General features: G+C 48.7%; 11 protein-coding genes. All 11 read right to left on the reverse strand.

The window, feature by feature from the left end; genetic code table 11:
* Positions 1-53: 53 nt before the first annotated feature.
* Positions 54-836, reverse strand: coding sequence for a hypothetical protein (locus SVXnc_RS03985; RefSeq protein WP_347721634.1), 783 nt, complete (start codon positions 834-836; stop codon positions 54-56).
* Positions 837-847: 11 nt separating this feature from the next.
* On the reverse strand, positions 848-1183 hold the full coding sequence (locus tag SVXnc_RS03990; protein ID WP_347721635.1) for a twin-arginine translocation signal domain-containing protein: 336 nt from the start codon (positions 1181-1183) through the stop codon (positions 848-850).
* Positions 1184-1667: 484 nt separating this feature from the next.
* Positions 1668-2885: a twin-arginine translocation signal domain-containing protein gene (locus SVXnc_RS03995; RefSeq protein WP_347721636.1), complete on the reverse strand. Its 1218-nt coding sequence runs from the start codon at positions 2883-2885 to the stop codon at positions 1668-1670.
* Between the two features lie 7 nt (positions 2886-2892).
* Positions 2893-7050 carry a beta strand repeat-containing protein gene (locus SVXnc_RS04000; protein WP_347721637.1) on the reverse strand — a complete coding sequence of 1386 codons (4158 nt, stop codon included), beginning with the start codon at positions 7048-7050 and terminating at the stop codon, positions 2893-2895.
* Between the two features lie 21 nt (positions 7051-7071).
* On the reverse strand, positions 7072-9120 hold the full coding sequence (locus SVXnc_RS04005; protein WP_347721638.1) for a hypothetical protein: 2049 nt from the start codon (positions 9118-9120) through the stop codon (positions 7072-7074).
* Positions 9121-9215: 95 nt separating this feature from the next.
* On the reverse strand, positions 9216-10088 hold the full coding sequence (locus SVXnc_RS04010) for a hypothetical protein (protein ID WP_347721639.1): 873 nt from the start codon (positions 10086-10088) through the stop codon (positions 9216-9218).
* A gap of 42 nt (positions 10089-10130) precedes the next feature.
* A complete protein-coding gene (locus SVXnc_RS04015) occupies positions 10131-14324 on the reverse strand; it encodes a LamG-like jellyroll fold domain-containing protein (protein ID WP_347721640.1) in 4194 nt (1397 codons plus the stop codon).
* Complete coding sequence (locus tag SVXnc_RS04020) at positions 14321-15505, reverse strand: hypothetical protein (RefSeq protein ID WP_347721641.1); 1185 nt, start codon at positions 15503-15505, stop codon at positions 14321-14323. The genes SVXnc_RS04015 and SVXnc_RS04020 overlap by 4 nt, the downstream gene beginning before the upstream one ends.
* A 6-nt stretch (positions 15506-15511) precedes the next feature.
* Complete coding sequence (locus SVXnc_RS04025) at positions 15512-20581, reverse strand: beta strand repeat-containing protein (protein ID WP_347721642.1); 5070 nt, start codon at positions 20579-20581, stop codon at positions 15512-15514.
* Positions 20581-21789, reverse strand: coding sequence for a hypothetical protein (locus tag SVXnc_RS04030; RefSeq protein ID WP_347721643.1), 1209 nt, complete (start codon positions 21787-21789; stop codon positions 20581-20583). The genes SVXnc_RS04025 and SVXnc_RS04030 overlap by 1 nt, the downstream gene beginning before the upstream one ends.
* On the reverse strand, positions 21786-23408 hold the full coding sequence (locus SVXnc_RS04035; RefSeq protein ID WP_347721644.1) for a hypothetical protein: 1623 nt from the start codon (positions 23406-23408) through the stop codon (positions 21786-21788). The genes SVXnc_RS04030 and SVXnc_RS04035 overlap by 4 nt, the downstream gene beginning before the upstream one ends.

Raw genomic sequence — 23408 nt, forward strand, 5'->3', positions numbered from 1 at the left:
AGGTTCCAAAATCACTGCCTAACCAGATGACCGCTCCTGATAACACTAAACTGCTAAATGGCCACCCAGTTAGAACCATCCCAATACTTCGGAGTTATATCTACCCAGTTAGAACCATCCCAATACTTGGAAGACGCGCTATCAAACACATCTCCTTTCCAGTAAAGTACAGGCGGTGTTATATCAGTTATTACAACTTTTTGTTCTCCCCCATTCGAGTTGATAGTTACATCATATGTATCCGGATGTGCTGATCCAGTACCAGGGCTGCCGTCCTCACCATCCGTGTAGTCACCGGCATCTCCTCCGTCACCACCAGAGCCACCGTTACCTGTTCCTTCCCCATCCGAACCATCATCACCAGGACCACTATCATCATCGTCAGGGCCGCCGCCATACCCCTTAGATCCACCTCTGCCGCCTCCACCGCCTCCGCCACCAGGATATCTTAGCGTAGAGGTACTTCCGTATACATTGCCGCCGCCGCCTCCACCGCCGTCAGCTGCGACTATCAAAGCACCGTCAGAATCACGTCTGAGGCCTGCAGCGCCTCCTCCATGGCCTCCACTAGAATAAGAGTCTCCTCCTTGGCCGCCGTTAGCAAGCGGTGAAAGACGTCCATCCGGGACGTAAACCTTGAAAGTCTCCCCCGGAACAACATCTAACTTCGCGGAAACGTAACCACCACTGCCACCAGATCCTTCTTCAGTGTCCACAACACCTCTAGTGTGGTAGCCGTCGTCGCCATTAGCTGCATATGCTTCAACTTTTATCCTAGTCACACCTGGCGGAACCTTATACATAGTTTCCGTATTTCCTTCAGAAAAAGTAGGCATAATATTCTCCTCTATATATTAAACCAGATATCATTGACATCCGGATCAGAGGGTTTTGAACTCTGAACATAAATATTAACACCATCAACCGTATCCGCGTCAATATCACTTAAACCACGAGTCCGCGGCTGAAAAGTACTCCAACCAGAAACCAAAGACGAAAAAGTCAAAGCACCAGCACCCAAACCCAAAGTCTTCAAGAAATTTCTACGCGACACACTCCCTGTATCCTTTTCAGAAGCCTTAACCGAACTCGACTGCTCGGCCTTCTCTCTTTCCCTCAACTTTTCCTCGACCTTTCTATCAATTATCTGCTCTATATCATCCGGAAGATCTTTTTCACTCATTATACCATTACTTTAGATTCCGTAGTATTTCAAAATAAGCCTAATAAAATCTGCCCAGAGATTCACCACGTAGCGAAATCAGGTTCGATATTAAATACTCCTTTTGCGATTATAGTTATGACGCCTCCTCTCCCCGCCACCTCCTTAATTTCGCGAATAACCCTGCCGCCACGAATGTAGGCGAAGAATGCCTTATATCTCAATCTCATCTTCAATTGCTAATGAGACGTTTCGAACTCTAACCAGGATACCTTTTTTCTCATTGACTCTGCTAGGCAACGCATTTCAATAAGCACCTCACTTGTCAAACCATTGATCGTATGAGTCGACCATAGGAAAATCCGGCTTCAAACTAAATGAAACGCCAAAAACCTCTTAACCAATAACAGAGCCTATTATCCATCAATGGTAATTAATATTTGTTCAGAGATTTGTCTTTCTGTTTCAATAATCTTGGAGGGATGACGAACTTTATGTTGTCGTCTTAGTTGAAAACCTTGACAGTTCCCTCCACACCGTCATCACCGGTTTGACCAGGGGAGCCGTGGTTGCCGTCGTTTCCCAGCCCGCCCTCTCCACCGAGACCGCCGACTCCTTTCGATAGATCAATGTTCGTCGTATCAAGTGGTCCGCGGGTTGCGGCTATGACCACTCCACCAGAACCACCACTGCCGCCACCGCCACCGCCGCCACCGCCTTCAGTCGAATTGAAGTAATTTGAGCCGTCTGTTCCATTAGATCCGTCAAGTCCATCTGTACCAGAAACATCAAGCACTCCATTAATGGTTATTTTAGGGGCGATTAGCATCACGAGTCCGCCAGTATCGCCGCCCTTTCCACCGCCTCCTCCATCACCCCCGGAGGCGGAGACGCTTTCACCGCCGCCGCCGCCACCGCCACCAGCTCCAGACGATGAAGCGATAATGGAATATTCGAATATCGATTTCCACGGCTCCATAGAACGCGGAGAGAGGAAATCGTTGAATCGATTTTCTTCTGCGTCCGTCATGGATCTCGTCGGCGATAAACCGCCAGCGCCACCACTACCTTCTGAACCTTTGCCACCGCCGTCTCCGCCGTCTCCACCGTATATACCGGCACCATGTAGGATGCCAGCTGCGCCCTCATCTCCGGGATCTCCGGGGTTTCCAGCGTCGTTCCCCTCTGAACCATTACCTCCGGCCCCCCCGGCACCACCAGAACTACCTGTAACAACTCCGGATGCATCAAGAGTTCCCGAAATGATAATTTCTTCTGTTGCGTAGATTATCGATACGGGCGAGGTTGCTGTTCGGGTTACACTATTTTGGATTTCATATGTAGTAGCAAAAATTGGCGAGGCAGGGATATTACCATCTGTCGATCTACTAACTACTCCGTCTGATCCATCTCCATATATGGGCGCATGTCCTCCTATCTCACTAGCATGTAATCCATCAACTGTATCGGCATCTATTTCACTTGTTCCGGAGTTTTGTGGCTGGATAAGACTCCAGCCGGATACGAGTGAGGAAAATGTCAAGGCTCCGGCTCCAAGACCAAGGGTTTTCAAAAAGCCACGACGGGAGATACCCTCGTTCTTTTCCTGTTGTGAGGACTCATCGGCTTCCAGGTTATCTGACTGTTTTTCCTGTTTCATACGTTCCTCGACTTTTCTATCAATTATCTCCTCTATATCATCCGGAAGATCTTTTTCACTCATTATACCATCACTTTAGTTTTACCAGTATTTTATTCTTGTCTTTGGAGTTTTCGAGGGCGTTACCTATAGTGGTGCTTCTACAGTTTTCGTTGTGGGAGATTATTTCTCGGAGTTCTTTGTCTTTGTTCTCCATTGGATCTATGATTTCACATTTCATCGCAGTACCTGGCTTCGATGACGGTACGAGTCGGTCTCCTCTTTGAATCTCTCCGTTTTCCTCGGTTACTTTGAGCGGCACCTTTCCTTCTAATGCGATCGGATAACCGGATTCTTCCTGGTTCATTACCTGGGAAGGATTGGATGATACGATACCGGTAACTGTTTCCTGATACCTCCCATCTGTTCTGACGACCGAATCATCTTTCTCTGTATTTATGGCTACAAGTTCTGCTTTTTCCAGTTCCTGTGGACTTGAGTACATCTCAGCCAGGTCTGCCCCGTTCGTCCAGATATTGCCCTCAACGGAAAGACTGTCGGCCACCGTGACATTGCCGGAAGTAGCCATTATATCGCCACCATTCATTTCCATATTACCGCCGTTGAGCTTCAGGTCTACCTGTGCGTTAAATGACCCTCCTGTGTTGGCGCTACCTAGCTCAACAGTATTTGATTCATCTGCGTATGATAGAGGCCCTAGAGCCATACCGCCGTTGACACCTTCAGCGTAGTATCCAATCGCGTTTCCTTGTGCGTTCTGACCGATAGCCATGCCGCCGTTGTCGGAACTGGCCTGTGAACCCACCGCGATAGAGTCTGCTCCCGCATAAGAACTTGATCCAACTGCGATAGCACTTGAACCATTCGCATTCGAGCTTGATCCCAGAGCCAAGGCCCCAGTCGAGGTCCCTGTTGAACCATCATCTATACCTGCTTTCGCACCCCATCCAGCTGCTAGTCCATAATTATCGTGTACTTCCGCAGAACCGCCTATTGCCTGGGAACCCACTCCTTCAACAACCGAAGCACCTGTCCCTATCACAATACCATCATCTCCTTGACCGGAGGTATCAACTTGTGCATTTTTTCCTATTGCGATATCCTGTGTGTCCCCGGCGACGGTATTCGAGTTACCTAGGTAGATACCTGATGAGAACCGTAGCTGATCTAGACTGGTGACTGAACTAGAGTTCATATTCAGGTTTCCGTTTGGAATAGTTACCGCTCCTCCACCATCAAAACGGGCTATCTCGGTTGATCCGCCGTATATACTGAGGGCGTTAAGCGTTCCTCCAGTGTTTATATCACGGCTGTTCATATTGATGTCGTATACCGCAGTGTTTCCTTGGGCGAGAACCTCGCTTAGATCCTGGTTATCCGTATCTGTATCTGTATCTTCTTCGCAGTTACCGTTTCCGTTTACGAATTCATTAGAACCACAGTTCTGTAGGCCGCCAATATTAGTGATTCTGTTACCGCCCATCTCCAGATCCCCGGTTTCCAATGTGACGTTTCCAGCTCCTCCGCCATCGCCACTGATCGTCAGCCCCTGATTAACGTCAATAGGAGAATCACCGTTGTTCGAGGTCATTGAAGCCACGTTGATATCGTTAACACTGATTATATCGCCGCTGCTCTGAAAGTTGATGGATCCGCTCAGTGTGCTTCCCTGAGTTCTTACCTCTTCCAAGGTCTGATCGTCGGTGTCCGTATCTGTCTCACAGTTACCGTTACCGTTCAGGAATTCATTCGAACCACAGCTTGTACCTGTGCTATCGACGATACCTCCTACTTCCCGCAGCGTGTTACCGTTTAGATCGGCTGCGCCGTTGAAGTTGACGTCCCCTCCGATGTCTACAAACCGTCCTGCGTTCGAAGGATTACCGACATCCATCTCTCCGTCACTCCAGAGCCTGAACTGGGTGTCCGGTGTACTCTGGAAGTTCTGGGAGGTGTTAACTGATGTTCCATCACCGTCACTTCTGACTTCGATCGCGAGATCTTCCCCGTCATCATCGGTCGCAATAAGAAGCGGTGCCGGCGAATCAGGATCGTTTACCGTGTTAAGAAGTCTAAGACCGTTTACATTACTTCCGTGATCTACAGTGGTCACGCCGTTAACTGTAGCGCTTCCGAAAGTGAACCCTGCTCCGTTTTGAATCTCGCTGTTATCAACAGAGTTATCGGAAATTTCATTGTCGGAAACAGAGCCGGAGACAAGATTCCCGGAGCCATCAAGGTCTCCAGCTGCGGAAAAATCAGCGATATTACCGGAACCGTCTAAATCATTCGCGTTATCGAAACTGGAGATATCTCCTGCCGAGTTAAGATCGGAAGCTGAACTGAAATCATTGATCGCTCCACTGCCGTCTAAATCCGCAGCACCGCTGAAATCATTTATCGAGCCACCGCTGTTCAAGTCTGCGGCCGAGCTAAAGTCGTTAATGTTTCCTGAGGAATCAAGATCGCCGGCAGTACTCCAGTCAGCGTTTACCAAGGAATTACTGTTTAAATCTAGATCGGTCTCGAAGTACCATCGGTCGGTGCTGTTCTCAAAACCGAACTCCTGGCTGAACTGACCGCTGCCAGCTTCCCGCGGCGCCATCCAAAGCCGCCCGGAGGACGTTGTACCAATCGCTAAACTGCCGTCACCGTTTTCAATAGAGTTCACTGTACCTCCACTGTCCAGATTGTTCGCATTCGAGAAATCACTGATACTTCCTCCACTGTCTAAATCATTGGCTGACGAAAAGTCAGCGATATTACCAGAAGAATCCAAATCATTAGCGTTATCAAAACTAGAAATATCACCCGCCGAATCAAGATCAGAGGCCGCACTGAAATCGTTGATTGTTCCCGCACCGTTCAAATCGTTAGCGTTGTCAAAACTGGAGATGTCACCAGCAGAGTTAAGGTCGCTGGCACCACTCCAGTCCGCGTTTTGTATAACGTTTCCGTTCAGGTCTAGGGGTACGCTGCTGCCGCCTTGGCCAATACGGATTTCCCCATTCCCGCCGCCCGTAGAGCTTATCTCAAAGACATTGTTCCGGGAGCTGGTGTATTCGTGGAAGACATAGTTACCGCCATCAGTAAGAACAAAATCCAGTTCAGGATCCCGCCCCTCTATAACCAAGTCGTTGTTAGCATAGTCGCTGGTTATTGAAGCCGGAGAACCTTTAGCGTTAGGGAACTCTAGCGAGGAGTTGACCGTTATCGAGTTAGCATCAGCAAGATTTCCTTGGTTCAAAACCTGTTCAAGGTTCTGATCGTCAGCAACCGTAGTATCCGTATCAGTATCAACCTCACAGTTACCGTTACCGTTTACAAACTCGTTGGCCCCACAGTTTTGAAGTCCGCCGATTCCGTTTATGTTGTAGTTATTCATGTTCAGTGCCGCATCCAGGTTAAGGGCATCGGAGTCATCGGCACTAAGTAAGACGTCTCCGCCCGGGTCTTGAATGACAAATCTATTGTTATCATTCCCATCCATGTCTTGGTAAAGCACGAAGTCTCCACTGTTACCGCCGTATATATTCCCTCCTGCCATCTGGATATCGGTTCCTCCTGTGCTGTTACCATCACTTAATGTCTCGGAAAGAGTCTGGGTGTCTTCAACATCGTCGTTGCTGTTAACCCAGCTCTTGGTGGTAAAGGCCTGCCAGGAATCCCAGCCTCCGTTACTCCAACCGGAACGAATCCAGAGAGCGCCGTTGTCAGAGGTGTGATGGGAGACATACATCTGCATGATTCCCTGATTACCCGAACCCTCTGTGACAATTAGATGGCCGTAAGAGTAGGCCGAGGACGGCTGGTTGAGACTTGAGTTCAAACCACTTGAAATTGATACACCGTACATTCCTGGCTCAGTTAATGTGTTCCAGTCGGTGTTCTCCACCTGAGTGTTTTTATCGTTTAGAATATCATTTAACTGTTCGCCGTCAAGTAGGTCAGCGTCATCCGCGTAAGGTGCGGTGACACTTCCGCCGTTTTCCAATGTAATATCGTTCCCGCTGGTTCCCAGGTTCTGATCGTCGGTACCTGTGTTATCAGTGGCACAGTCGCCATCTGCCTGTAGAATCTCGTTACCGGAACACTGGGTTGAGGGCGTTCTGTCGGGCGGTATCTGTGCGGCCGTGGAAACTGAAAGTATCATTACAGCAGCTACCAGTAAAACCAGTGCCAAGACCTTGCTGCCTTCTAAATGCCTCATTCCGTGTTTATATTTCATCTTTGTTTGTTTATACATTTACTAGTCGAGTGTTTTACAGACCACACCGTAGGTATCGTGCGATGTTGTACTGTCATCGTACAGGTAGGATGCCGCACAGGAACCACCTATCGAGCTACCCTGCATACAGTGTCCGTTATCATCAGTTATAGTGGATCTTATACCAGCCCCCCACCCCTGGTTGTCCTGTTCGTTGTCCCCTCCTGAGTAACCCCAGCAGACACGTCCAGGCATATCCGCCTCGTCAAACGCGATGCTTGGCGGACTCATCTCAATACCCCACATACCGCTGCCGAAGTTCCTGATACATGCTCCGCCATCACAGTTAGTAGTCCCTGAACCAGGAACAGTCATGGACCCAGAGCTTCCATTACTCATCCTGTAATCCCCTGTCTCCAGCGAGATCGAAGTCCAGAAGTAATCGGAGCTAGCAGCATACCTCGAATCCGCATACCCTCTTGGAACCGCATCATCATCACTGTTCGGATCAGCTACGTTCTCCACACGGTTCCCGCCAGCATCAACGTTGCCGGTGGCCGCCACATCATCCAGCTGAGTGTTATCATCCGTGAAAGTTGCTGAATTCCCGTTATCAATATCTATAGTGGTTTCTCCACCGCCGGCAGGATCGGCTCCAACGCTCAAATCCTGATCGTCGGCAACAGTTGTGTCTGTATCAGTATCAACTTCACAGTTTCCGTTTCCGTTTACGAATTCATTGGCGCCACAGTTCTGTAAACCGCCGATTCCGTTGATGTTATTGTTGTTTAACTCGAGAGAACCGTCTCTAATCTCTACCTGACCGCCGTTAACGGCAAAACCGACGCCCTCCGATTTAGCGTTACCGGTTCCTGTACTTTCATCTACGCTGACATCGAATCCTCCGGATTCATCGAGTCTTACATGTGTTCCACCGGTACCGGCGACAATATTGTTGTTAGGATCGATACCGGATTTTATATTGAAGTTACCGGAACCGTCGTGGATTGTAATATACTGATCTCCATCGTCAAGGTTCAAATGATTGCCATTCGTGTCCAAAGGTGCGTTAAGAGTCACGCCGTTGAACGTAAAACTGCCGCCGTTTTGAATCTCGCTGTTGTCCACGGTGTTGTCCGCAATCTCATTGTCCGAGACCGAACCGGACGTCAAACTCCCGGATGAATCCAGATCGTTAGCCGCCGAGAAATCGTTTATACTTCCTGACGCATCTAGATCGCCGGCATCGCTCCAGTCCGCATTCGTGATCGGATTGCCATCCATGTTAAGTGTGCCGTTGTGGATTGTCTCTCCGACGTTGCTATCGTCGTTGCCGCCGGGATTCAGGTAAAGATCTCCTGCCGGAATCAACCGTATATGGTCGTTGCTCGCATCGGCTCCGTCGTTCATCGTTCCTAGTTCAAGCCCGAAGTTCTCTCCGCTGCCATCAACGTCATCGATCGCATTTATGTAACCGTAATCACTTCCCGAGTTTTCACCTGAACGGAAACGTATCTCTGAGTTTCCTCCATTAGGATTGTTGAAAGTCATTACGCGGCCTCCACGACCTGTTACAAGCTGGTTGAAATCAGCCACATCATTATTATTCATGTTTAAATTCCCGGTTTCAAGGGTTACGCTGCCGTCTCCACCACTGTCACCGTCTACTGTAAAGCCCTGGTGGAAAAGAATATCGCTGTCGCCGTTGTTCGATGTTATACTTCCTACATTCAGGAAGTTAGCGCTGTTAACTCCGCCATTGCTCTGAAAGTCGAGGTCTCCGCTCATCACGTCGCCTCCGCGGTTGACATAACGGTCGTCGACGCTTCCGGTATCAAGTTCGTTGACTGAGACAGCTCCCGAGTTAATGTTACCAGAGTTTACAATATTCGAGCCGCCGAGGTTGGAGATACCGATTATCGGGTTACCGCTCATATCTATAGTTCCTGTTACATTGATGTTCTGGGAGGAGAACGGAGTTATTCTTTCAATATTTTGAAGCTCCGAGGCAGATACCGTTGAAACTACGAGAATTAACAAAGCGGTTAACGCTAAAAGTTTCCGGTGTTTCGGCTCTAGTCTAATTGACACGTGTTTATCTCCCAGGGTTTTCAAGTGCGTTAAGGAACTACAGTGTTCCCTGAAAAGTTTTTCTCTCCGCTTGTTTATAGGTCTTCACCAGAGGATTACTGAACGTAGATCGATCCCTGTACCGTGCCATTGGACCGCACCAGGATCGCATCATAATACGTTATCGACTCCGGTACGACAGTCCACGATTTACCGGCGGGAAGCGTAAAACCTTTTAACTCGGATTCAAAGGTCATCTCAAGCGGACCGGAGGCGTTGTTGACAAACCTGACACCATCACCGCTTTTTATCGATGCCCGGGATGGTTTCGCAAGCCTTTCATTCAAGAATACTTCGACAGTCTCTCCTTCAACTTCCGGAGGCTGACGGTCCGGAAGCGAGATTTCTTCGAACTCCGAGTTCTCCTGCTCGTTAGATGTACTATCAGCACCAATAGTTGGAAGATTCAAAGCCGGCAAGCTAAAGGAAGGAACCTGTACCGAAGGCGTCTGTACCGAAAGACCGTCTTCAGGCACGTAACGCGGGCCGTAAACCACGGCCGCCGAGAAAAAGAGTAAAACCAAGACAGCAATCCCCGCCGGTTTTCCGTAAGTGCCAGCAACAGAAACCATCCGAGAAACCACCGTACCCAGCCGCTCTCTGAAACCCGGTCCCTGAACCTTTTTCTGACCTTTATCCGACTCAGATCCAGCGTCTCCGGTTTCACTGCTTTCCGAGGCCTCTACATCCGCCAGCTTCCGATCCATTTTCTTATCGAAAACTTCTTGGGTGCTTAGATCGACTTTGCCGCCAGATAAACCATCTTCTTCCTCTTTTTGATCGTCTAGATTGTTTTCCCGTTCCTTGATGACTTTATCCACTATTTCCGGGCTGTAGCCTTTGTTCTCAAGACTTGAACGGATTCTTTCCGGCTGTATGCCGTCATCGAGTTTCTGTCCGACCCAGTTTTCCAGTTTTTTACTATCCATACCTACAGTTTCGAGAGTCTGGGATAAAAAGTTCTCCAGTTTTTACCGCGCGTAGAAGTACGGGTTCTCGAACTCTAGTGTGTGACCTCCATCAGGAGTGAAGTCTCCTTCTCCCCAGTGTGCTATACGTCCGTTACCGTCCCTGAAGCCGAGGTGTGTTGGGATATCTCCATCATCTAAGCTCCTCCAGTCAATGTAGTCTGTCCAGGTACCTCCTGAACCGTGGTTGGAGCCTAGAACATAGTCGCCGCCGACCGAAGGACTTGGATCGGATGAAGGGAATATAGTCATACATCCACCGTAGACACAGTCATAGTCGCTTGGATGAGCGACCGCGAAGACATCTGTTATCGGCTCATCGATGTCATCCGTGTACCAGTCTCCGACGTAGTAAGTACCGTCTTCCGTTGTATCGGAAAGTGCCTGGATCTGAGCCGGATGAATAGGATTGCCGTTAGCACTGTAATAGTCCCATACCGCAGTCTTGCCCTCATAGCTGGACATAAATGCTTTCCCTATGGACCATGTCTCGTTGTTACCTGTATTTGAGACCCATCCCTGACCGTTGCCGAAGTTGACTTCGCTTCCGGACTCCCACATGAATGAGTTTTCTCCAAACGCCCATCCCTTATCACCGCTTACAGCACCATCCTTAGTAGTGTAAAGCCGTGTCCATCCACCTCCGTTCTCTCCCATCTCACAGTAGACTTCGAAAGGCGAGTAACCGCCACTGCCATCGGGATCGATCCGGAAGACGCCGCTATGCGTCGAATCCTGCCTTTCTTTAATCTCCTGACAGTCCCTTGGAACATCGTACCGCTGCCGACTGCTTGAGACACCGGCCGAACCAGAGTTCATAACATTTTTGACACCTCCGTCAGACAGCGCGTAAGGATATATACGCACATCATCTATCTTTCCCTCGAAAGGTAGAGAGCCGCTATCAGATATCCGTGTGCTGCTACCAGAATCTCTTACTGATACACTGACAGACTTTGAATCTTGTAATACTCCGTTCTGATATATTTTCAATGTAGAGCCATCATAAGTACCGGTTAAATGATGCCACTCATTCTGTGGGATAGTGTAACCTCTCACTATATGGGAGTCAGAGCCATCATGAATATACATTGAACCTTGTGCATTCCCTCCATCAGCAAACAAAAGAGTATCATAAGTTCCTGCGTTAAGAATATCTGCTCTATCAGCAGGACCTTTTCTTTTAACCCAGGCGGAAATAGAGAGCTTGTTATTGTTATCAAACTGCTCAATCCCGTCTATGCTGACATAATCATCGTTTCCATCGAATTCAAGGGCAGAACCTCTCTTACCCGCAGTAAGGTTCGCACCATATACAGTTCCATCATTATCGCCCGCAGAATCGTACGTCTTGTTGCCGTAGACAGAATCAAAGCTCCATTTGGCAGTGGGGCCGGCAGATCCATCTTTTCTGTCTCTACCGTTCGTATAAAGATTCCAGACCTCGGTTTCAGACAGGGCGCGGTCATGTATTTTAGCCTGATCAAGGCTTACTTTTCCAAACGTAGAAGCGCCTGAAATCCTATAAGAGCCGCCTAGTTTCAACCCCCTAGTAGTTGAGAAATCGTTCAAATCCGCCTTACTATCCGTATCTGCGAGCCTTCCATCAACATACAGTTTGGCTTCTTTAGCCGGAGCGTTGAAGACGCCTACAACGTGATGCCATTTCTTGTCAATCGATGTTTGTACCACTAAACCAGTTCCACTCCCATCTCTGGCACCAAACCTTATATCACCCGCATAAAGGTCAAACCCTGATGAATACGTAGTATGTCCTTTGATCATAACCCCGCTAGTCGCATCTTCGCGTTTTATCCAGGTAGAATACGTGAAATTATCAGAGTTAGTGAAATTCAAGACCTCATCATTCGGTATGTCTAGAGAATCATCACTTCCGTCAAAACCAAGACATTTGCCAGACTTACAGTTCTCAGAACCTTTCACTTCTGGCCCGTTCACCAGTTCTCCGTGATTAGCTTCTCCGCTTTCATCGACGGCGACTTTCCCATCCGTACCCGACGGACAGCTAACAGTATCGGAGTTTCCACAGGTTTCAACTCGGTCAAAGGATTGGTCAAGTACAAGTCCTTCTTGAAGGCCTGTAGAAGCGGATTCTGTAGAAGAGCCTATGTTAGACTCTCCTTTACGGTAGAGCTGTTTGACTTGGGCGTTAGAAGCAGCGTAAGGATAGATTTTCACCTCATCAATTTCTCCTTTCCAACCATAATCCTGATCAAACGTACCTGAGTTCCTCCAGGCATTGTAACCTACAACAAGCTGTCTGCTCGATTTAAAATAAGGTCCAGCGAAAGAGGTTTGATCTAGTAATTCCCCGTCCTGATAGAATTTTACCGTTGAATTATCATAAGTTCCTACAACATGAGTCCATCCTCCACTAATCAGGCTACCGGATGCTTCAACGTATCCGTTTCCGTTCCCTCTACCAACTCTGAAAGAATCAGGTCTTAGACCAAATCCTTCATCCGGAGCGGTTATCTCATCGGAGACTAATGAGTCATCATTGTAGTTGCCTTCTGTCTTATACCAAGCCGAAACCGTGAGACGGGCCGGTTTGTCACCGACACTGTCAAGGCCAGGTTCAACTCTATCATCAAAACCGTCAAACTCAAGCGCTTTCCCTATCACACCATCGACTCTTTGTGGACCCACAGTTTCATCCGGCTGAAAAATCCCTGTATTACCTTCGCCAGAGTGATCGTAGGCCTTATCACCTCCATTACGGTTGAACCGCATATCCAGAACCGCTCCCCTAGATTCAATATTTTCCGCCTGTTGAATTACCTCCTCCTGGGTCAGCGGCTGGTTGAAGACTTTGAACTCATCGATCCGTCCCTCCCAGTGATTACTTGTTATATCGTCTGTGCCTTCAGTGTTACCTCCTAGGACAACAGGACGGGCGTTATGGCTCCAGCCGGAGTTGTAGCTGAAGTTTTGTTCCAGCTGGCCGTCAGTGTAAAGTTCTATTTCCGAGGCCGAAGAGTTAAACACTAGAGACGTATGATGCCACTCGGAGTCATCCATGTTGAACTGGTAGCTATTTCCGCCGTCATAATACAGGCTATAACTGTCTTCTCCTTCATTTCTAAGGCAGAACCATTCGTTACAGTCCTGTGTTATTATCCTGTCTCCGGCTGAAACACCTTCACCTTCCTTAAACCAAAACATAAACGTCCTAGACACCGAATGATCGCTCCAGACCGTATCAAGATCGATTCCTGTACCTCCTGCTCCGTCAAAGCTGGCACAGCGACCAATCTGACAGTTAACCATGGTTTTCTGTGAGATACCATTTTGTTTTCTACCGTGATTTTCCTGGCCCGAGGTATCGAGGACATGGGTCGAGTTCTGATGCTGGAAGCTAAGATCCATTATATTTGATTCGCTGTCTTTTCCCTCTGAGCCAATACGCCAAGATCCTCGGTTGTAAAGCGTCTTTATCTCGGAATCAGAGAGCGGATTTGAGTAAATCCGTGCCTGATCAATTTTACCATCAATATATCCTCCAGAACCTCCCTCTCCGAACTGTAGGTTTTTAGAGTTACTCGCAAGATCAATGTCGCCTACTGAAGTGGTATCTCCAAGTTTTCCGTCCCTGAAAACAGTCATATCTCCAGTTTGCGGGTCGTATCGCATAACTAGATGCGTCCATCTTCTATGCGGAATATTGTCTATATTTGCCCGGTAGTAATTTCCGGACTGATCGCCCAACGTGGGATCGAATCTGAACTTATCTCCGGTAACACTGTCCATAATCATAGCGTACGGATCGTTTGCGAATGCTCCTTTACTCATTGCTATTGACCAGTCTCCTACATTGTCTTGACGCGAGTAGAACCAGAACGAGACCGTTATGCCTTCAGTCTGTCCTTCAAGAGACGGATCATCTGGGACTGTTACCTGATCTCCGTTCTGTGAAAAATCCATTGCTTTGCCGCTGACTCCTTCAGACCAGCCGGCTCCATTAATATCCCCGTCATTACCGCCAGCACTATCATAGACTGTATTTCCAGTCCCGGTATCAAACCGGTATTCGGCTACGAGATCGCTGGATGAGCCTGCGGAAAGTATCGGACCGTTTCCTGACTGTGCTGCGACTCCTGCAATACCTAGAATTAATGTGAGAGCTATTATCTCCGTTGAACGTTTCTCGGCTTTCTCAATTACTTTTTCCTTCACGATCTCACCTTCTCAATTATCCTGGCCGCTAGATTTGTTTTCCAGGATATAAATCCTGTCAATGCTAAGGTCAGTGCTGAGAGAACTGCGCGTATGCCATCGAGCGCTGACCTCTTCTGAGACACTGTTCCAACATTGTAGACCGAGTAAAAGACTTTACTCCCGTCTGTGTAGACAGTGTGAATGTTTCCGGACGGATCGACTTCTATGTCGTTGTAACGTCCGATGTCCTCTCCTTCCCGGAGTGTTTTATTCTGCCATCGGTTATCTGTTCTGGTCGAGTAGACAATCCCTGTCCCTGAATCATGGTAGAGGATGTGTGGCTGTTCGTCGACTTCGAGAGACATCCTGGTGAAAAATGCGTTGGCGAACTCCTTGTTTTCATCCGGTGACTTGTAAACAACGGTATCTGATGAGGCATTGAGGTAAAGTAGATGTCTGCCGCAGTCTTCTCCGGTCTCAAGATCTAGATCTGACCGGGTTCTGAAGCTTGTGTTCTCTGAGTTCCATTCGCCGTCGTACTGGCCGAACCGTAGGTCTTCGGTGTCTCTTGAGCGGTAAGCTGCGAGCAAGTTACCGCCGCACGTATCTGTTTCAGTAAACCAGCCTTCTCCTTCCTCAAGGCTCTGTCTGTCCCACTGGCCGCCTGTTCTTTCCGCAAGCTTCAGTCCCTGTGAAGGCGAATGATACAGTATCACCGGCCGGCCTTCGAGGAATGAAAGCGAGTTATACATGCCTACGGACACCCCTCCTGTACCGACACTGTCAACTTCCGTGGAACTCCACTGACCGACCTGTCTCTGTGCGAAAAGCAGTTTCTCATCGCCGAGATCACCGTCCTGATACGCAACGAACGGACGGCCGTCGTCCGACTCAACTGACAGATACATCCCTACCTCCGAACGGTTATCGATCACCTGTCTACGCCAGTCAGCATCTCCGCCAACAAAAGGCAGTTGCGTGGAAAAACTGCGCTCCTCGAATACAAGACCGGAGTCCTTAGACTGTATATACGCGATGCCTACAGAATCACTGTAGGAATCGATTTCAACGAACTTTCCATACGTGTTGTTGGCAATCATCTGTTCATTCCAGCCTGGCTGTTCGACACTGTACGTAAAGCTTCCTGCTGCCAGTAAAAAGCTTACAGCTGCTGCGGTTCCAAGTATTCTGTATTTCATATTCCTCTAACTCATCGAGATAAGCATCTTGATCTTTGAATCCTCCATCGCTGGCTGCATTGCCTTACCGATGACCGATCCCTCACAGTTTTCCATATCTCCGCATTTCATTGCTTTTCCATTCTCTGAAGATGTTGTCAGCATATCTCCAGGCATGATGTTCCCGTTCTCGACTGTTACCTTGACCGGAACCGTTCCCGTCATAGCTACAGGCACGCCACCTCTTTCCTTAGCCATTATCATCGCTGGATCGGTCGAGACGACCCCTGCGACATCCGTATCATGTTTTCCGTCCGTTGCATCAATGCTCATGTTACCGGAGATCTGGACAACCGTTCCCGGCTCAAGCCGGGATTCATTCTGTATTTTCTCCGCAACGTCTGCTCCGGCCCCTACAAAGTCTCCGCCGACCTCCACATCGTCTTGGACGTAGATATCGTTGCCATCAACTTTCGAAGTACCTGTAGAGTAGGAACCAGCGATCAAGTTATCTGCCTGAACAATGTTGCCGTTTTTGATCTCATTACCTCTCAGGTTGATGTCCCCGGCTCCGGACGGATCGAAGTCAATGTTGCCGGATCCAATGTTCAGTATCTTGTTACTGTTCATATCCAAGTCACCGCTCATCGTATCTCCGGCCTCATCTACGTACTCTCCCGAGGTTTCCCCTGTCACCGAGGTACATGTCCCATCGCCATCAAGGTACTGTCCGGTGTTACACTCCGTGGAACCAACGGACAGCTGGCCGTTTACATTTAGATTGCCGTTGGGAATTTGAACGTCTCCTCCTTCATCGCCTCGAATTATCTCCTGACCCGCGTTTTTATCGTACCATCTTATGTAGCCACTTCCCGAACCGGAGGTCTCGAGAGACACGCCGTCTCCGTTTTGCTTGAACAGAATCTGTCTGTTGTCAGCAGAACTGGTTTCGATCTTACCGCCATCAGCCAACCGTAAGTTCCCGTTCGGAATATCCACGTTGTTGCTGCCATCAAAGCTTACTGTGCTTGTACCAGAACCATCCTGTAAATCATCCACCCCTGTAATTGAGTTTTCATTAACATCGAGATTTCCATTCGTGGTCACTCCTCCGAAGGTGAAGCTATCTGCGTTGTTGATAACGCCGTTACCCATAGTGTTGGCGCTTATGCTTCCTGCCGTCAATGAGTTGTCTTCGATCTCCGAGTCATCCAAGGTATTCTGAGCGATCTCGCTCTCATCAACTGAACCTGCCTCCAAGTTAGCATTCTCAACCGTTCCGCCCTGCATATCCAGGTCTCCGACGATACTGGCGTTAGCATCTATTCCTACCGTTCCGGTTGGATCGAGAACTATGTCGCTCGGGGAGCCACTGGATGTTGTCAGGTACATGTTAGAGTAAGAGTCAATCGTGTTGGTGCTTGTACCTGTTAGATCAAGTCCGTTTGCCACACTCAACGGACCGGAGCTTTCAACACTCAGTGGCTGGCTGAGTGTTATGCCTGTATCGGAGAACTCAGCGATCTGGCTGCCGGAAGTCGAGACATTCAAATTGCCGACGTTATCAATACTGTTGTAGTTCATGTCCAGGCTGTTGCCGCCAGCGCTGTTGCCCTGTGAAAGTACGTTTGCCAAGTCCTGGTTATCGGTATCCGTATCTGTATCAGTCTCACAGTTTCCGTTCCCGTTTACGAACTCGTTGCCACCACAGCCGTTTAACCCGGAGATACCTGTGATGCTGCCGTCAGTATGGAGCTTGAGGGATGCTGGATCGTCGGTACCGTGGATCGCAACGTAGTCACGGAATGCGTTATCATCACTAGGTGCCAGATGTAAGACACCTGTATTGCCCTGATCGCCGTTAGTCTCATGAGTTATGTACCCAGGATCGTTGCTACCTCCAGCCGCGCTGAAACTGATAGTATTCTGTTTGGTGTTCTGACTGAACGGTCCTGCGTTGATCGGCGACTCTGTAGGCCCGTTAATAGTGACATCTCCATTTTGAGTCGTGACACCTCCAAACGTGAAGCTGGCACTGTTTTCTATCTCGGAGTTATCAACCGTGTTATCCTGTATCTCGCTGTCACCTACTGATCCTGCGGCCAAGGAAACACTGGTCAAAGAGTTATCTTCAATCTCCGAGTCATCCAACGTGTTCTGAGCGATCTCACTCTCATCAACACTTCCGGCCTCGAGATTCACGTTCTGAAGCGTGTTACTGTTCATGTTGAGATCGCCGCTCGGAATATTAACGTCGCCGTTCGGATCAGCGACCAAAGCATTTGTTCCGCCCCCGAACGTGCCGTTATCGACTGCTATAGCGACCTGCTTGCCGTCACCCGACTGAATCAAGGTAGCGCCGTTGCCTATAGAATCCGTGTATCCTACAGTGGAACCAAACCCGCTGTCACCCCGGAAACGCACGTAGTGTTTGGCGTGATCGCCAGTTCCGAAGACTGCGGCCTCTCCCTGGTTGTTTACGTTGATCTGTCCGTTAGGTACTACAATATTATTCGAACCATCCAGTCGAATGGTATCTATTCCCGAACCGTCCTGTATGCTGTCTACGTTACGTAACTGGTTTTCATTTAGGTCAATATTGTTGCTGCCGGCACTATTGCCCTGGGATAGAACATTCGCCAAGTCCTGTGTGTCCGTATCAGTATCTGTCACACAGTTTCCATTTCCGTTTACGAATTCATTGGCGCCACAGTTCTGTAGGCCGCCGATATCCATCAAGGAATTGCCGTTCAGATCAAGATTGCCGTTAGGCACATCGACTTCCTGTGTTCCCTCGTTAAACCGCATTATATCTATGTTTCCCGCAGTACTGCCGTCCTCGACAGATACAACGTGTGTTCCATCGCCCTGAGTCCGCAGGTTCAGGTCTGTATCGCCGTTCTTCGGCCCTACGATACTGCCCACTTCCCGCAAGCCTATATCTATGCCGCTTCCGTAAATATCGCCATCCATCTCAATGCCGTTAACATTCTGTAGGTCAAGATTTCTGAGCTGGTTATCGCTTAGATCCAGATCCCCGGTCATGGTGTCTCCGCTTTCATCTACGTAGGTATCACTGATGGAGTCTCCGGTACCCGCATCCTGGAAGTTCGAGGCATAGACCGTCCCGGAGAAGTATCCATCCCTCCATTCTCTGGAAGAAGAACCTACATCGAACGTGCTGCTGTAGCCCTCCGGAGGCAAGATACTTCCGTTCACCGATAGATCGCTTACGTTCGTATTAGTGATCGATCCGAACACATCAAGGTCGCCTCTGATCGTGGCATCGCCGTTTACATCAAGCGGATCAGAAGGAGAAGTAGTACCTATACCGAAGTTGCCCTGATCACTTACCATCGCCTGGACGTTCCCCTGAGTCACAAATCCTATATCATCGTTTCCGATCGAGCCGTGGTATCCGTCCGCTCCAAGCTCAAGATAAGTTGACTGACCGCCTTTCTCGTTACGGGCTTCAATTATGCTTGTATAAACCGCAGGCGCTCCAATACCTGTCCCTCCATCAGTTGAGGCAGATCCACTGACTCCATTAACATCTAACTGATTCATCGCGAAGTTATCGCTGTTTTGGATCTCAGAGTTATCGACCGTGTTATCCGCAATCTCGTTATCATCAATGCTGCCAGAAGCCACGGCGTACTGGTCACCAGACAACGTAAGAGCGTTACCAGGATTGTCTATATCAACACCATCGATCTGGTTCGTGTTAACAATATTATTAGAACGCATATTCAGATTATTTGACGTTGTAAACGTTGCCGCTGTTGTCCCGTCACTGCTAGGCTCGAAAGCTATACCGCCGTCGTTGACAAGCTGAAGCATTCCCGGACTGTCCGAGTCATCCAAGGGTGCTTCATAAATCTCTGCGCCGTTAAAACCCAGTTTACCATCCGGCCCGGCATCCGCCATCAAAATACGATTCACATCATCCAAATTATTGTTATTCAGGCTAAGAGAATCTGTTACCTGTACAGCATCCCCTCCGCCATCAATCGAGGCAACATCAGCCAGACCATTGCTATTCATATTGATACTGTAACTACCAGCACTATTTCCTTGAGCAAGAACCTCGCTTAGATCCTGGTTGTCAGTATCGGTATCTGTATCTGTCTCACATTCTCCGTTACCGTTCAAAAACTCGTTGCTGTTACAGTTCTGTAGGCCGCCGACATCTTCCAAAGTATTACCGTTTAAATCAAGGTTTCCGCTGTAATCAACCTGGTTTTCAACGTCTTGAGAGAGATTATACTGAAGTGTTCCTGACGGAGCGGTCGTATCTGGGGACGGAGCAGTGTTGAGAGATGAGGAGCCGGTTTTACCGTATGTTAACTGGATCTGCGCCCACTTGTCAGTCTTAAGATAGATATCCGTGTTGCTGTCGGCATCGTTGTAGGCAACTATGTCCGCGCTTGTTCCTAGCTGGCCGTTAACCCGGCCCGTGATAACTTGCTGGCCGCGAGAGTTAACTATCAGTTCTATGTATGCTTTACCCTGACTTTCTTCATGACCACCGATGGAGCCGGTTACGTACAACATACCGCTCTGATCGGAGGCCTCGCCAAGGTAATGATAGTAAGTGGACTCATCAGATCCCTGATCATAAGAGTAATCATAACGTTTCTCAGCATTCGTACCTACGGTCTGAAGCGAACTCGCACCAACAATGTCGTTGCCACTCATGTCCAGATCTCCGTTGTTAGTTATACCGTCAAAGGTGAAACTCGCGGTATTCTGGATCTCCGAGTTACTAACAGAGTTATCCATCAGCTCTGAAGACCCTACGCTGTCAGCAGCCAAGGAACTTTCCGTCAACGAGTTATCCTCGATCTCCGAATCATCCAAAGTATTCTGGTTAATTTCTCCTTCATCAACACTTCCAGCCTCGAGGTTAGCGTTCTGTAAAGTGTTTCCATTCAAGTTAATATTGTTCTGCGCTTGAACGGTTCCATCCGGGTTTACTCTGAAGTCTAAAGTGTTATCGCTCCAGTAATCCAGGCTTTCGGTGTCGTTGAAGTCGATAGCTGAAGCTGAAGCCGTAAATACCAGAACCGAGACAACCAGTAACTTAGTTTTCTTCATCACGCGCATCGATCACCTAAACAGAGGTCCCCTGAACCAGTTATCTCCTCATCAGAGTTAAAGCTTACCTGACTTACCTGCCGGACATCATTACCGTTTACATCTACATCTCCGTTAGGAATTTCAACATTTCCACCTTCGTTGAAGACAGTGATTCTCTGGCCGTTGGCTGTATCATAGATACCCCACGCGCCTGAACCGCCTCCCGGAGTATTGATGCTGTAAAACTCGTTAGCATTTCCTTTAAAATCTAACATTGCGTTGGTTCCCTGTTCCTCAATATTTTGGCTGCTTCCAATAGTTACATCGCCGTTAGGAACCTGTAGGTTTCCTCCTCTATCGATTATCGCTAGGTTTTCATCACTGTCTCCCATGTCTTGTATACGCAGCGCTCCGTTGTCCGGACCGACCCCATCGTACTGTAGTTTTATACCGGAGGATGTCGATCCTTCCTCGAAGGCTATGCTTCCTGAGTTCTGTATGTTTTCCGTGGACGATGAGAGTCTGATCTGTCGGCCGTCACCGTTCAGGTAGAAGTCTCCGTCAGGTATGTCGACGTCTCCGCCGCCGAGTGTAACCGATCCCTGTGTGTCTACGATTTCGTTGCCGTTAAGCCCCAGGTTTCCTTGGTCGTTGTCACCGGTATCGAAGATCGCCTGCTCGATCTCATCTTCTGTGTTAGTTGTATCAGTGTCTGTATCAACTTCACACTGGCCGTTACCGTTTATGAATTCGTTGGCACCACAAGCTGTACCTGTCTCATCAACTAAGTTGCCGACGCCTTCCAGAGTGTTACCTTGTATGTCAATGTTGCCCGTGGTTGAAAGATTTGAATCAACTCCGACCTCACCGGTTGGCTGTAAGACGATATCGCTCGGGGAGCCACTGGATGTCGAGAGGTAAAACGTCGAGTACGAATCAATAGTATTACTTGAAGTACCGGTCAGATCAATCCCGTTTTGAACACTCAATGCGCCCGGAGAGTTCAAAGACAATGGCTGATCGAAACGGATGCCTGACTGGCTGAAAGCCGCGATCGGCTCGCCATCGGAAATATTGACCGCCCCATTGTTCAACTGTTTTTCCCCTGTATTACCGTTCACCTGGAAAAGCGGGTTGCCTGAAGAATCTTCCACCGTGAAGTTTTTCGCCGCCGCTCCTGAACTCAGGATCAAAGCCGCAGTCAGAAGTACCAGTATTCGTTTCATCCGAGAGTCACCACCACATTCCCGTTACTCTGGACGTCCATCGAGGAACCTGAATCATCACTGATCTCCCCTCCATCTGTGTTAACATCCAATCGGCCCTGAGTTGTGACCTCTCCGGTATCGCTTATTTGCGTGTTACCTGCTGATGCTCCAGTACCTATCTCCATGTAGGTGGTTCCGGAGTCAGCGAACTCAATGCTGTCATCCGAGTCAACCACTAGGTCACCGTCATCGTAGATATTGTTCGATCCTTTTCCGCTGATCATGTCTAATCGGCCGTTCAGACTGACTCTGTTGAAAGTGAAATCACCGCTGTTCTGTATCTCCGAGTTATCCACCGTGTTATCCGCAATCTCGTTATCATCAATACTCCCGGACGCAACAGCATACTGGCTTCCAGACAACGTAATAGCATTACCAGGATTGTCTAAATCAACTCCATCGACTTGACCAGGGTTGTTTATGTCGTTGGCACCGGCATCAATATTCCCGCTGTCCAGAACCAGATCATCGTCCACATAGTATACTCTTGAACCGTTACGTCGTACTTCGTACTCCCCGGGCGCCTCAACGTTAATCTGTATATCTTCATCGTCGTTACCGCCGAAGTTGAGGTTGCTGCCGCCGACACCTTCAATCCGGTTACCGTTCATCTGAAGATTCCCATTCGGAATCTCGACATTTCCCCCTCTTTTCAGGCGGAGTACTTCTCCGGACGCGCCATCGTCTTCGAACGTTAAAGCATCTGTACTGCCGGAATCCGGGTACACGTTCCATTTAGTCGAACCGGATCTACGAAGCTGAAGCCAGTTGCTGTCCGTACTGGAGGACTCCGAGACCAACGCCCCGTCGGAAATACGGACATCCCCGTTCGGGACGTCCACGTTTCCATCCCGATTGACCCTTAGCTCCTCCTGACCGTTTACAGAATCGTATATAAGGAACCGGCTGGCGCTGAAATCAATTGAGTTCTCATTAGTATTCTCCGAGGTCATCTCGATGTTATTTTCCACGAAAATATCGTTTACATTCGTTATATCCTGACTGTTCAAATCGATGTTATTGCTTCCGGCAGAGTTCCCCTGAGAAAGTACATCCGCCAGGTCCTGGTTGTCGGTATCGGTATCTGTATCGATTTCACATTCTCCGTTGCCGTTTATGAATTCGTTGGCTCCACAGTCCTGTAGGCCGCCGATGTCGGTGATGTTGTTACCTCCCATATCGAGCGTGGAGGTTGTACCTACTACTCCGCTTGGATCCAGCACTATATCGCTGGGCGAACCCGAGGTGGAAAGATAGAACGTCGAGTACGAATCAATTGTATTCGAACCGGTTCCTGTAAGATCGATGCCGTTCTGTACGCTTAAAGGACCGGATGATTCTACGGATAACGGTCGGTAAAGCGAAATACCCGAGTCCGTGAAGTTTGCGATCCCTGTAATATTCAGTCCGCCGTTTGTAATCTTGGTATCGCCGTTTTCAGAGACTTCAAAGTCCAGATCGTTGTCCCCGTAGTACTGTAAGGCATTTGAAGAGTTAATGTCTATAGCTGAAGCTGTAGAAACCAAAGACACTGCTGTCGCTGCCAAAACAAGATTCCGGATTACTCGCTTACTCAA

Origin of the sequence: Candidatus Nanohalococcus occultus (assembly GCF_029207735.1) — an archaeon.
Lineage (GTDB): Archaea > Nanohalarchaeota > Nanosalinia > Nanosalinales > Nanosalinaceae > Nanohalococcus > Nanohalococcus occultus.

What these genes read in the sequence shown, in the direction of transcription:
- SVXnc_RS03995 (WP_347721636.1), bottom strand. Translation starts at nt 2,885, where the DNA reads ATGAGTGAAAAAGATCTTCCGGATGATATAGAGGAGATAATTGATAGA.
- SVXnc_RS03990 (WP_347721635.1), bottom strand. Translation starts at nt 1,183, where the DNA reads ATGAGTGAAAAAGATCTTCCGGATGATATAGAGCAGATAATTGATAGA.
- SVXnc_RS04025 (WP_347721642.1), bottom strand. Translation starts at nt 20,581, where the DNA reads ATGAAGAAAACTAAGTTACTGGTTGTCTCGGTTCTGGTATTTACGGCT.
- SVXnc_RS04020 (WP_347721641.1), bottom strand. Translation starts at nt 15,505, where the DNA reads ATGAAATACAGAATACTTGGAACCGCAGCAGCTGTAAGCTTTTTACTG.
- SVXnc_RS04000 (WP_347721637.1), bottom strand. Translation starts at nt 7,050, where the DNA reads ATGAAATATAAACACGGAATGAGGCATTTAGAAGGCAGCAAGGTCTTG.
- SVXnc_RS04010 (WP_347721639.1), bottom strand. Translation starts at nt 10,088, where the DNA reads ATGGATAGTAAAAAACTGGAAAACTGGGTCGGACAGAAACTCGATGAC.
- SVXnc_RS03985 (WP_347721634.1), bottom strand. Translation starts at nt 836, where the DNA reads ATGCCTACTTTTTCTGAAGGAAATACGGAAACTATGTATAAGGTTCCG.
- SVXnc_RS04030 (WP_347721643.1), bottom strand. Translation starts at nt 21,789, where the DNA reads ATGAAACGAATACTGGTACTTCTGACTGCGGCTTTGATCCTGAGTTCA.